The 13,552-nt window shown below is 60.5% G+C and carries 4 protein-coding genes; 2 read left to right on the top strand and 2 right to left on the bottom strand.

Features of this window, described 5'->3' with window-relative positions:
• Together OK411_RS03795 and OK411_RS03800 are read right to left on the bottom strand one after the other, a co-directional pair.
• Window positions 1-4,515, bottom strand: coding sequence for an NEL-type E3 ubiquitin ligase domain-containing protein (locus tag OK411_RS03795; RefSeq protein ID WP_264364442.1), 4,515 nt, complete (start codon window positions 4,513-4,515; stop codon window positions 1-3).
• Window positions 4,516-4,706: 191 nt separating this feature from the next.
• Window positions 4,707-7,346, bottom strand: a complete 2,640-nt coding sequence (locus OK411_RS03800; RefSeq protein ID WP_264364443.1) for a hypothetical protein — start codon at window positions 7,344-7,346, stop codon at window positions 4,707-4,709.
• A 226-nt stretch (window positions 7,347-7,572) separates the two neighbouring features.
• Here OK411_RS03800 and OK411_RS03805 point away from each other — a divergent pair, with 226 nt between their 5' ends.
• Complete coding sequence (locus OK411_RS03805; protein ID WP_016771932.1) at window positions 7,573-9,876, top strand: YgiQ family radical SAM protein; 2,304 nt, start codon at window positions 7,573-7,575, stop codon at window positions 9,874-9,876.
• Between the two features lie 389 nt (window positions 9,877-10,265).
• Window positions 10,266-13,541 (top strand): DUF2126 domain-containing protein, encoded by a 3,276-nt coding sequence (locus OK411_RS03810; protein WP_264364444.1) that lies wholly within the window; start codon window positions 10,266-10,268, stop codon window positions 13,539-13,541.
• Window positions 13,542-13,552: the final 11 nt, after the last annotated feature.

A 13,552-nucleotide genomic window follows, 5' to 3' on the forward strand; every position in this document is an offset into this window, starting at 1 on the left:
TCAATCGGCCGAAACTGCCGTCTCGCTGCTGGCAGGCTTTTCAACTGCCTCACCGGGGCGAATTTCCTCGCGCGTCAGTGACTGGATCAGCGTCGCTTCGATAATGGCCAACTGTGCAGTGACGTCATTGGTTTGCGCGTCGTATTCGGCCTGGGTCAGTACTTTTTTCGCGAATTGCTCGTCCAGTGCCGCCTGTTTCTGCTGATAAGGCTGACGTGCGGCGTCGAACCGGGACGGATATTTGTGCGTGATGAAGTCCTGCCAGAATTCCATCGACACCAGAGCCTGAAACTCTTCGGGAGAGCCGTTCAAGGCGATGACTTTACGGTAGGCGACTTCCAGCATGGGCGGTGTGACGCCGGCCATGCCGATAAAGGACAGCGTCTGCGGCTGAAACGGCAACTGCAGCCGATCCTTGAGGCCAAAGCGGTAGGCCATGGTCATTTCATGCGGGTCGCTCAGGCGCAGGCGCTGGGTATTGCGCTCACGCGCTGGAGCCTGTGGATCGTTGGCGATTGTCCTGCTCGCAGCGATATCTGCTGCGGCCAGTTCATCGACCTGCCTTAGCCTGAACAGACTTCTGGACAGATCCACCAGGCGAGTGCCATCCCCGTCTTGCCTTGCCTGCACTCTGGCCGTATGCGTCATGGTCAGCACTTGCAGGTCAGTAAACGTGGCGGCGGCAAGGTCAGTGCAGCCGGCTTCGCAGGCGCGATCGAAAACATCTCTGCGCAGAGCGCGTGATTGCACGTTGTTCTCGCTGATGGCATCGACCACGTCCCAGACCTGCCGACGGAAATCGGCGTGGTGGCCGAGTCTGGAAATGATGTTGAAAAAGCCATCCGAGCCGTCCTGTGCTTTCAGTCTGTCCAGCTGCGCGGTGCGTTTCGTCGCCTCGGTTGCCGTCATACCGATGGTCAACTGCGGATAGGCCGACGCAGCGTTCATCAGCACCGGCTGTGGGCGGGCTGCCGGGGCAGAAGTAGTCAGCAGGTTCAGAGGATTGTAAAGCGATGTTGCGGAGTGGCGCAGCCGCTCACTGTAGCCGGCCAGGCGTTCTCGAGTGTATTCGTTCAGGGGGTTATCGCTTATCTGAGTGCCGCTGTTGACCTGAATCGAATGCCTCAGGCGATCCGCTGCCGGTGCGACGACAAAGCTGGGCAGGTTCGTGATCCGGTTGTTGTTCAGAAGTATCCTGCCCAACAGGGGCTGATCGAACAGTCCGGCTGGCCAGCTTCCGATGCCGGTGTTTGACATGTCGACTTCGCGGATATCAGTGATCGCGCTGAAATCCGGGCTCACGTTCAAGTGCGGGTTGTCGTGTATCCACAAGGCCCTCAAGGTCGTTCTACCGGCCAGTATCTGCGCGGTCTCGGCGGTCAGTTCGAGTTGATTCCCCTGCAGGAACAGACGGGTCATCCCGTGCATTTCGCCGATGGCCGGCGGGAGATCCCTGAGACGATTGTTGGCCATGTTCAGCCACCGCAGATGGCGGAAGCGGGTCAGAAAACCTTCCGGGGATTCGGTGAGATTCATGTTGTTGAGTTTGAGCGAGCCGACATGGCTGAAATCGGTGTTCAGATCCGGCAGGGTCGGCAACGTGAGGCCGCTCAAATCCAGTTCCAGACCTATCGGCGTGCCGTCGAAGGCGTGTTTCTGCGGCGTTTCACGTCGCCAGCAACTGATGATCCGATCCCGTGCCTCGATGCGCTCATTGCGGGTTTGGGTGTTGATCTGCAACTGATTGACGCGGATATAGCGCAGAGGATTGCTGCCTCCTGAAAAAACCCAGTTATCCAGCTGGTTTTTCAACACGGCGAAATCCTGCTCGAGCTCCAACAGCCTGGTCGCGACAGTGGCCTTGTCATGGTTCCAGATAAACTCCCGGCATTCCTTGATGCTTTTGCTCGGAAACAGTTTTCGGTAGCGCTGCGCGCGCGAGTTCTCACTGTCGAATACAGCGGGGTGGGCCGGAGTCATCAACTGCGGATGCAGTTCGTTGAGTTTTCGCCAGTAGCGATCGAACTTCCTCCAGTAAGGCGAAGGGAAGTCATTGCCTTCAAGCAGCGTGTGGTTGTTGATCCGCGCGACCACAGCCAATTGATCGGCTGGCGGGTTGATGTGTGCGTCGGGGACTTCGCGCAGTTTATTGTTGCTGAGGTCGAGGCCGGTCAAGGTGATCTTGTCAGCCAGGCCGATGGGCCACTCACTGATGCCGGTGTTCTTCAGGCCCAGTGTCTGCAGCCCGGACATCGCACTGAAATCGGGCAGCATCTGGAGTGGGTTGTTCGACAGGTCGATGCTGACCAACTGATGCAATGCACTCAATGCACCAGCGCTGTTCTCATCGAGTTTTATCTGGTTTGAGGTCAGATTCAGGTGGGTGAGCCGGCTCATCGCGCTGATCTCTGCGGGCAATTTTTCCAGACCGCAATGGCTGATCGTCAAGTTCTCCAGATTCGGCAACCGCGACAGGAACGTGTCGGCAGTGTCGGACCAGCCGACGCTATCAAGAGTGAGCAACGTCAACCGACTGAAGTCGGCAGTCAGTGGCGGTAGCGGTCCTTTCAGTGGTGGCAGCGCAAGGTGCGGCGATTGCTGGAGCCAGCAGTCCTTGATGATCCGGGCAATGTGTTCTGCCCGAGCCTTTTCCCGGCCGGCCACGCTGGATGTTCCCGGCTGGCTGTCGGCGACGTAGGCCAGCAGTTGCGCATCGAGCGCCTTGAACTCTGCGAAACGCTGGCTGATCGTGGCTTCTGCACTGTCCCCCAGGCCAATCAGGTATTCCCGGGCGGTTTGTGGCGTTTTGTCCGGATACATCTGCAGCAGCATGGCGACTTCAGGGATGTCGCCATCAATCCGGAATGCACCTGTGCGTGCGCTGGTGATCAGTGCCGGATATTCCGCCGTAACCCGCTGCCAGTAGACTTCCAGCCGCCGCCAATAGCCGCTGGCAAAAGGGTTGCCTTCGATCAGGGTGATGCGGTTGATGTTGGCTATGGCGAGCAATTGATCACTCGCCGGGCTGATGACTGTCTGCGGAATTTCACGCAATCGGTTATTGCGCAGATCGAGCGACTCCATCGCCAATTGATGCTGCAATCCGGTTGGCCAGTCATCCAGTTGTGCATTGCGCAGACCCACGGACTTGAGCTCAGGCATGCCGCTGAAATCCGGGGCCTTGCCCAGCGGGTTGTCCGACAGGTCGAGTTTTTCCAGTTGGCTGAGCGAAGCCAGCTCGCTGGCGGTCTGGTCGCTCAGTTCAATGTGGTTGGCTCGCAGGTCCAACTCCTTGAGGGCTGGCATTTGCGCAAGGTTCGCCGGCGGCCTGGCGAGCGCCGAGGCATTGATTTTCAGACGCTCCAGGGCAGTGAACCCCTTGAGGAAGTTTTCGCCCCCCTCCGACCAGGCGACCGCCTGCAAGTGCAGCGTGCGGACATGGCTGAAATCTGCGGACAGCGGAACAATGCCTGCGTCGCCAAGATCCAGTTGCAACGTTGTACCTGTCTGACGTTTCCAGCAGCGCTTGATCTCTTGCGCGGCGCGCTCCACCGAGGGATGGGCCGCCCCGCCGGCCAGCTCACTGGTTTTCAACCAGGTCGCCAGCTCCAGCTTCAGGGTCTTGTATTCATTCTCGAGACGGGTCAAAAAGCTTGGTACATCGTCACCCTGGGTGCGCAACAGCGTGCGGATTTGCTCGCTGTCCAGAGATGGGTAGAGTTTTCGCAGTCGCGACTGGGGCGTTCGCAGTCGGTTGACCGCGGCATTGAGCCGCTCGCGCAGCCCCGGTGAAGCAGGTTGGTCGGCACTGCCGCGCTGCATCCCGCCGGCCCCGCCGACCACGATGCCCTGCCAGCCCTGATCGGCATCGAATACGACAGGCTCTGATCTGCCCGGGCGCGTAGCGCTGTAGATGTTGTCGACGTCGGCGGCGACAGGATCTTCAGGGCGGACGATGCGCATCACCTCGGTCAGAGGCGTCGAAGCATCGTGATCGTGCAGGACCTGATAGCTGTGATTGTCGATCACTGCGTAGAGTTTGCCGTCATGGCGGTACAGCCCATCGCTGTCGCGTGAGCTATGACTGAAGTCGAACGGCGTGCGAAACGCTTGCAGGCGTGTCACCGATAAAGCGAAGGTGCTCGGCGGCGAGAACTCCAGCGCATGCCACCTGCCACTCTCCGGATCGTGCAGCATCAGCGGTCCGGAGGGCTTCGATTCGCTCGCCAGCCCGGCGCGCCAGAGGCCGCTCGGCGAATCCTTGCTCACCTGCACGAAACCGCCGTCGGCCATTTCCACGTAGTGACGACCCTTGAATGTCCTCAGGCCTTCGGCGTCGGCGTCAGGCAAGCCGGTTGCGACAGCGAGGCGGTAATGCTCGACGGGGTGGCCTGTGTTGACCACGGTTTGCAGCGCTGATGCAGCCGCATGCACTGTGACATTCGGCGCCGGGATGATCGCATCAGGATCGTTGCTGTCCGTGCGCCGGTTCGCGCGGATTGGCGGGCCGCTCAACGCGGTTGGGTCAAGACTGGGGCGCGGCGTGAGGAGTGGGCGCTGCGGGATGGCATCGGCGGATGTATCCGGTCGAAGATGAAAATTACCGGGGGGACTAACTGGGTGCGGCGTTTTGCTGCGCATGTCTTACGTTCCTTGTAGTGATTGAGCGGTCGCGTCCGCAACGGACGCTGCCGGCCGGTTCGGCGTCATGCCTGATGATGTGTCTCGGGATGGAAAGAGGTGGCGGCGAGGTCGAAAATTTTCTGTGCTGCGTGGCCATCGAGGGCGGCGCGCCAGATAGGTTTGTGTGGCCGCTGCGCCCGTTCTTCCCGGCGCTGCGAACGCACACCCATGCGGCTTTGCTCAAGGGTTTTCAGGTGCGCGCCGGAAACATTGAAGTTGAGATCGGGCGTATCCGGTTTCGCGTAATGAAAGTGCGCGTGCCAGAGGGGGTCGTAGGTATGCGCATCCGTCAGTAGATAGACGTCGATAAAGTCTCGATTCTGCCCCTTGCCGCGTTTCAACCGGGTCTCGATTTTCTGCGCACGTACTTCGCCCTTGTCGATCAGATACAACAATCGGTCGGGGCTCAGAAAATGTATGTCCTTGTAGATCCGGACACGAATGTTTTCGCCCTCGCTGCGCAGGCGTTCACTGGTGTCCTGCAGGCGTTGGATCAGCGCATCTGTTTCGCCATCGGTCGGCTCCTGTCGCCGAAGCTGGAGTGCGATCTCATCCATTGCCCCGGCCTTGCGCTCAAGCATCTCGACAATGTTGTCCGGATGGTTTTTGCGCAACTCTTCGCGCCGGGCTTCGCGCACATGTGCGTCGGTTTGCTCAAGGTGCTGATTGGCTCTGAGAGTCAGGTCGGGCAGGGTTGTGTCCTGCGTTGCGCGGACGGGGTGCCACTCACCAGCTCTTTGTTCATAGGTCTGCACTGGCTGTTGCGGGTCGTGCAGACTGCGTACATCGATGACTTCTTCGTTGTGCGCGGTACGTCGGGACTCGCCGACATGGATCTTGTAAATACCGTGTTTCTTTGCCTTGAAAATGCGCTTGGGTCGCGGTTGGAAGCCGGATCTGTCCTGCTCCGGAACATACTCGAAATCAATGGCCTGATCGTTGATCGGCAGCGCCGGGAGATCAGGCTGGCGTTGATATTGGAACAGGCGATGAGTCAGCGTCTCTTCGAATATTTTCAGCTCGGCAGTGATAGCCGTGCGTGACGTTGCGTGCTGCTCATCGGGTGTCAGATCCAGGCGCTCGTACCAGTAGCGAAGGGCTGTGCATTCCTGGAGCAGATCACGCAATATCGCAGGGTGCGAAGTCTCCGGAATTTTACCCAGCGCTCCATACACGAAAGTTACCTGACCAAATCTGGTCGCCAGTTCGGAGGCCTGAGGGTAGTTTCCGCCTGATTGATGGTCGTCCAGCATCAGGCTTTTGGCCAATACCCACGAAGCCACGACGTCGTGAGTGTCCATGGGTGTCAGAGCGTATGCACTGAATTCGTCCGGCGCGACCCGCCATGTGTTCACCAGATTGTCGGCAATGTGCTGGCGCTCTCGCATATGGCCGAGAATTTTCCCCAGGACGTTGACTGTTCGCGGGAGCCTGTCGATGTCGATCAATGGACCTCCCAGCGCATGGCGGGTCAAGCCGCATTCGACCAATTGATCGTAAAAGCTCATTTGGATCTTGTGCATCGCAATCATTTTTTTGTCGTAGTCTTCCTTCTTTATGAAGTGCCGTACCGCGGGTTTTTGCTGCTTATGGAATTTTATTGCTTTTGCAAGGGACCTCAGCGCCTGATGGCTGTGTAATTCACGATCAAGCAGCGCCATCGTTTCGCGTTTGATCGCGTCTGAGCGCTCGCCCCCCGCTTCCCTGATGCTGCGCCACACCTCCTTCAGGTGTTCACTTTTAGCGGTGTCCTGCTCGATTCGCTTGTTGAAGTGGCCAAGTCTGATTCCGACTTCCACCCGCGGCCATAGCTCTGAGGGCGCCACTCCTGTCCCTCTCTGCATCCCGGCTGCCCCCGTTACACTGGTCCCTCGCCAGCCGTAGCGAGCGTCGAAAATGATCGGTTCCGACCTGCCTGGACGGGATGCGACGTAAACATTCGTGGCATCGCTGGCGATGGGATCGTCGGGGCGAACGATACGCATGACCGCCCTCTGCGGCGCTGATGCATCAAGATCATGCAAGACCTGATAGGCCTGATTCTCGATCTGCACATAGAGTTTGCCGTTGAAGCGCAACAGGCCATCGCCGTCCGGCTCGGCCGTGCTGAAATCCAGATCGGTGCGAAACGCCTCGAGCCGGCTCTGGGATAGCGGGTAGGTCGATGGCGCCCAGGTATCGACGGGTTGCCAGAGACTGCTCTCGGCATCGAACTGCAACAGCGGACCGGACGGGTGCAATTCGCTGGGCAATTTCGCCCGGTAAAGACCGCTGGCGGGGTCCAGACCGACCTGCACGGTGCCACCCTCAGGCACTTGGACATACTGACGTCCCTTAAGCGTCGAAATGCCTTCGGCATTGGCTGACGGCAACACGACCAGCGAAGTGATCCAGTAATCTCCCAAGGGCCGCTCATGCACAACTGCAGCCGATTCGGCGGCCGCTGTCGTGCTGACCGTTGCCCGCGCAGGCACGGAGGTAATGCGGTTGAGTCCGTGATCGATCGATGTCGATACCGTTGTCGGAGTCGGGCGTGTAGGAATTCTGTGCCCCGGTCCGCCATCGAAAAGCGCCGTGAAACCAGGCCGGGTGATCGAATAATCGGGTCGCGGGTTATGAACCGAGACGGTAGTGATGCCTCTGGTTGGCGGTTTGGGTGCCATTGCCTGTCTTCCTTTGCGTTTAATGCCCCGCTGCTCTTGGGAGTGCGACGGGCGGGCGGCTTCCTTGCCGTTTCGTGCGTCGTGCGTTCAACAAAAACGCGTAATGTGTGGCGGGTTGGCGGCGCGAGAGCAGCGCACAGAGAAACCGACCACCGTCGTCGGAATTGGTCAAAATTTGTGCTATATTCCGCGCCCGCGATTTTTCACTTCAACACCGGTCGTCGACATGCAAGCAGCCAAGCCGTTATTTGACTATCCAAAATATTGGGCCGAATGTTTCGGGCCAGCGCCATTCCTGCCGATGAGCAGGGAGGAGATGGATCAGCTCGGCTGGGATTCGTGCGACATCATCATTGTTACCGGTGATGCCTACGTCGATCATCCGTCGTTCGGCATGGCGATCATCGGCCGGCTGCTGGAGTCGCAAGGCTTCCGCGTCGGGATCATCGCGCAGCCGAACTGGCAGTCCAAAGACGACTTCATGAAGCTCGGCGAGCCGAACCTGTTCTTCGGCGTCGCGGCGGGCAACATGGACTCGATGATCAACCGCTACACCGCGGACAAGAAAATCCGTTCCGATGACGCGTATACGCCCGGCGGCATGGCCGGCAAGCGTCCGGATCGCGCCAGCCTGGTTTACAGCCAGCGCTGCAAGGAAGCCTACAAGCACGTGCCGATCGTGCTCGGCGGCATCGAAGCCTCGCTGCGCCGCATCGCCCACTACGACTATTGGCAGGATCGCGTGCGCAACTCGATCCTGATCGACGCCAGCGCCGACATTCTGCTGTACGGCAACGCCGAGCGCGCGATTGTCGAAGTTGCCCAGCGCCTGTCGTGGGGCCACAAGATCGAAGACATCACCGATGTGCGCGGCACCGCGTTCATCCGTCGCGACACGCCGCAGGGCTGGTACGAAGTCGACTCCACGCGCATCGACCGTCCGGGCAAGGTCGACAAGATCATCAACCCGTACGTGAATACCCAGGACACCCAGGCCTGCGCCATCGAGCAGGAAAAAGGCCCGGTCGAAGATCCGCAGGAAGCCAAGGTCGTGCAGATCCTGGCCAGCCCGCGCATGACCCGCGACAAAACCGTGATCCGCCTGCCGTCGATGGAGAAGGTGCGTAACGACCCGGTTTTGTACGCCCACGCCAACCGCGTGTTGCACCTGGAAACCAACCCGGGCAACGCCCGTGCGCTGGTGCAGAAGCATGGCGAGCTCGATGTCTGGTTCAACCCGCCGCCGATTCCGATGACCACTGAAGAAATGGACTACGTGTTCGGCATGCCTTACGCCCGTGTGCCGCACCCGGCGTACGGCAAGGAGAAGATCCCGGCGTACGACATGATCCGTTTCTCGGTGAACATCATGCGTGGCTGCTTTGGTGGCTGCACCTTCTGCTCGATCACCGAGCACGAAGGCCGCATCATCCAGAACCGTTCCGAAGAGTCGATCATTCGCGAAATCGAAGAGATCCGCGACAAGGTGCCGGGTTTCACCGGGGTCATTTCCGACCTCGGCGGCCCGACTGCGAACATGTACCGCATCGCCTGCAAGAGCCCGGAAATCGAATCCGCCTGCCGCAAGCCGTCGTGCGTGTTCCCGGGCATCTGCCCGAACCTCAACACCGACCACTCTTCGCTGATTCAGCTGTATCGCAGCGCCCGTGCCCTGCCGGGTGTGAAGAAGATTCTGATCGCCTCCGGTTTGCGTTACGACCTCGCCGTCGAGTCGCCGGAGTACGTCAAGGAGCTGGTGACCCACCACGTCGGCGGTTACCTGAAGATCGCCCCGGAACACACCGAGGAAGGTCCGCTCAACCAGATGATGAAACCGGGCATCGGCAGCTATGACAAGTTCAAGCGCATGTTCGAGAAGTACACCAAGGAAGCGGGCAAGGAGCAGTACCTGATTCCGTACTTCATCGCCGCCCACCCGGGCACCACCGACGAAGACATGATGAACCTCGCCCTGTGGCTCAAGGGCAATGGCTTCCGCGCCGACCAGGTGCAGGCGTTCTATCCGTCGCCGATGGCCACCGCTACGGCGATGTACCACTCGGGCAAGAACCCGCTGCGCAAGGTGACGTACAAGAGCGACGGCGTGACCATCGTCAAGAGCGAAGATCAGCGTCGTCTGCACAAAGCATTCTTGCGTTATCACGACCCGAAAGGCTGGCCGATGCTGCGTGAAGCGCTGATCCGCATGGGCCGCGCCGATCTGATCGGCCCGGGCAAGGATCAACTGATACCGGCGCATCAGCCAGCCACCGACAGCTACCAGAGCGCCCGTCGCAAGAACTCGACGCCGGCCGGCAGCCACAAGGTCGCCAAAGAGAAGACCACCAAGATTCTCACCCAGCACACCGGTCTGCCGCCGCGTGCCAGTGATGGCGGTAATCCGTGGGACAAGCGTGAACAGGCCAAGGCTGCGGCATTCGCCCGCAACCAGCAGGCGGCCAAGGAGCGCAAGGATGCGGCGAAAGGCAAAGGGCCGAAGCCGACACGCAAGCCGGTCGTGCCGCGCTAGATACTGCTTGAGCTGAACAGAACGCCAACCTTCGGGTTGGCGTTTTGCTGATCGTTCCCACGCTCCGCGTGGGAATGCCTCTCGGGACGCTCCGCGTTCCAGCCGTTACTTGCAGTATTGTCGAACATGGTTGTGACGCGGAGCGTCACGGGCTGCATTCCCACGCAGAGCGTGGGAACGATCAAGTTGTTGCCGCTGGCCTCTTCGCGATCAAACACAGCAAGAATCAGCGTTCGCAACATTTGCGTGCAACTGAGTCCAAGCATTTCCTCGCATCGCCCGGTTTTGGTGCTGTACTGCCTTGAGCATTTCGCGAAAGCGCGCAAGCCTGTGCATGGCATAAGTCTTGCGCGCTTTCCCATACGCCCAAGGCTCGCAGGAGGCACGCCGTGTCGATTCATGTCGCATTGCATCACGTCACGCATTATCGCTACGACCGCGCTGTCGAACTCGGCCCGCAGATCGTCCGCCTGCGCCCGGCGCCCCACAGCCGCACGCGAATTCTTTCCTATGCGCTGAAAGTCTCGCCCGAGCAGCATTTCATCAACTGGCAGCAAGACCCCCAGGGCAATTACCTGGCACGTCTGGTGTTCCCGGAAAAAACCGCAGAGCTGCGCATCGAAGTCGATCTGGTCGCGGAAATGGCGGTGTTCAATCCGTTCGATTTCTTCCTCGAACCGTACGCCGAGCGAATCCCGTTCAGCTACGCCGCCGACGAGCGCAAGGAGCTGGCGCCGTACCTCGAAACCCTGCCGCTGACGCCAACGTTCAAGGCTTACCTGGACAGCATCGACCGCACGCCACTGCCGGCGGTGGATTTTCTGGTGGCGCTCAATCAGCGCCTCAGCGAAGACATCGGCTACCTGATCCGCATGGAGCCCGGCGTGCAGACTCCGGAGCACACACTGCAACACGCCTCCGGTTCCTGCCGTGATTCGGCATGGTTACTGGTGCAGCTGTTGCGTAATCTCGGTCTGGCGGCGCGGTTTGTTTCCGGCTACCTGATTCAACTGACCGCCGACGTGAAAAGCCTCGACGGCCCGTCGGGCACCGAAGTCGATTTCACCGACCTGCATGCCTGGTGCGAGGTGTATCTGCCGGGGGCCGGCTGGATCGGCCTCGATGCCACGTCCGGGTTGTTCGCCGGGGAAGGGCATATTCCGTTGGCGTGCAGTCCCGATCCGTCCTCGGCGGCGCCGATCAGTGGTCTGGTCGAACCTTGCGAGACACAGTTCAGCCACGAAATGTCGGTCGAGCGAATCTGGGAAGCGCCACGTGTCACCAAGCCCTACACCGATGAACAGTGGCGGGCGATCCAGGCGCTGGGGCGGCAGATCGATGCCGACCTGCTTGAAGGCGATGTGCGCCTGACCATGGGCGGCGAACCGACCTTCGTCTCCATTGACGACCCGGACGGCGCCGAATGGAACACTGCCGCGCTGGGGCCGGACAAGCGTCGGCTGTCCGCCGAACTGTTTCAGCGCATGCGCAAGCAATATGCACCGCAGGGGCTGGTGCATTTCGGTCAGGGCAAGTGGTATCCCGGTGAGCAATTGCCGCGCTGGTCGCTCAATTGTTACTGGCGCCGCGACGGTCAGCCGATCTGGCACAACGACGCATTGATCGCCGACGAACAGCAGGACTATGGCGCCGACGGCGAACTGGCCGGACGCTTTCTCGCCAGCGTCGCCGAGCGCCTGAAGTTGCCAGCACGCTTCGTTTTCCCGGCTTACGAGGATCATCTCTATTACCTCTGGCGTGAGGGCGCGTTGCCCGGCAACGTCAGCGCCGAAGATTCGCGTCTGGAGGAACCGCTGGAGCGCGCGCGGTTGCGCAAGGTCTTCAGTCAGGGCCTGAACAAGGTGATCGGCCAGGTGCTGCCACTGGCGCGCACGGCCAAGGGCGATCAATGGCAGAGCGGGCGATGGTATCTGCGCGATGAGCACTGTCGCTTGGTGCCCGGGGATTCGCCGCTGGGTTATCGCTTGCCGCTGGCGTCGCAGCCGTGGGTGAAAGCGGCGGAATATCCGTTCATCCATCCCAACGATCCGAATCAGGACTTCGCTGAACTACCGGATGCCGCGCAGCTCGGTGTGCACGGCGAACCTGCTGCGCTGGATGAGCGGGTGCCGAAAATCGATGAGTCCGCTGACTGGCTGACCCGTACCGCATTCTGCGCCGAGGCCCGCGAAGGGCGGCTGTATCTGTTCATGCCGCCGCTGGAGCGGGTCGAGGATTATCTGGAACTGGTCTCGGCCATTGAGGCCACCGCTGAAGAACTGCATTGCCCGGTGCTGCTGGAAGGCTATGAGCCACCGAGTGATCCGCGCCTGAGCAATTTCCGTGTCACTCCGGACCCGGGCGTGATCGAGGTCAACGTGCAGCCATCGGCGAGCTGGGACGAGTTGGTCGAGCGCACCGAGTTTCTCTACGAACAGGCACGGCAAACCCGGCTGACCACCGAGAAGTTCATGATCGACGGACGCCACACCGGCACCGGCGGCGGCAACCATTTCGTCCTCGGCGGCGCGACACCGGCGGACTCACCGTTTCTGCGGCGGCCGGATCTGCTACGCAGTCTGATCAGTTACTGGCACAACCATCCTTCGCTGTCGTACCTGTTTTCCGGCCTCTTCATCGGCCCGACGTCCCAGGCGCCACGGGTCGACGAGGCGCGTAATGACGCCTTGTACGAACTGGAAATCGCTTTCGCGCAGATGCCGGAACCGGGCGAGGAATGTGCGCCGTGGCTGGTTGATCGACTGTTGCGCAATCTACTGATCGACGTCACCGGCAATACCCATCGCGCCGAATTCTGCATCGACAAACTGTATTCACCGGACGGCGCCACCGGGCGTCTTGGCTTGCTGGAACTGCGCGCTTTTGAAATGCCGCCCCATGCGCGCATGAGTCTGGCTCAGCAGTTGCTGCTACGGGCGCTGGTCGCGCGGTTCTGGCGCGAGCCTTATGCGCCGGCGAAACTGGCACGCTGGGGCACCGAGCTGCACGACCGCTTTCTGCTGCCGCACTTTATCGAAGAGGATTTCGCCGACGTCATCGTCGAGCTCAACAACGCCGGCTATCCGTTGCGTGCGGAGTGGTTCGCGGCGCATCTGGAGTTTCGTTTTCCCAAGGTCGGTGACTACGCCGTCAATGGCATCGAGCTGGAGCTGCGTCAGGCGCTCGAACCCTGGCACGTGCTGGGCGAGGAGGGCTCGGCGGGCGGCACGGTGCGCTACGTCGATTCATCGCTGGAGCGCTTGCAAGTCAAGCTCAACGGCTTGCCGCCACAGCGCTATCTGCTGACTTGCAATGGCGTCGCGGTGCCGTTGCACCCGACCGGGCGGGTGGGTGAGTTTGTCGCCGGGGTGCGCTTTCGAGCCTGGCAACCAGCCAACTGTCTGCATCCGACCATACCGGTGCACGCGCCGTTGGTGTTCGACCTGCTCGATACCTGGATGGGGCGTTCGCTGGGTGGTTGCCAGTACCACGTCGCCCATCCCGGTGGGCGCAATTACGAGACCTTGCCGGTCAATGCCAATGAAGCGGAGAGCCGGCGTATGGCGCGGTTTTTCCGCCTCGGACACACGCCGGGGAAACTTCCCGTACCCAAGGTAGAAATCAATGACGAGCTACCGATGACCATCGACCTGCGCCGTTACTAGAGCCTACGCAA

Origin of the sequence: Pseudomonas sp. RG1 (genome assembly GCF_025910115.1) — a bacterium.
Taxonomy (GTDB): domain Bacteria; phylum Pseudomonadota; class Gammaproteobacteria; order Pseudomonadales; family Pseudomonadaceae; genus Aquipseudomonas; species Aquipseudomonas atacamensis.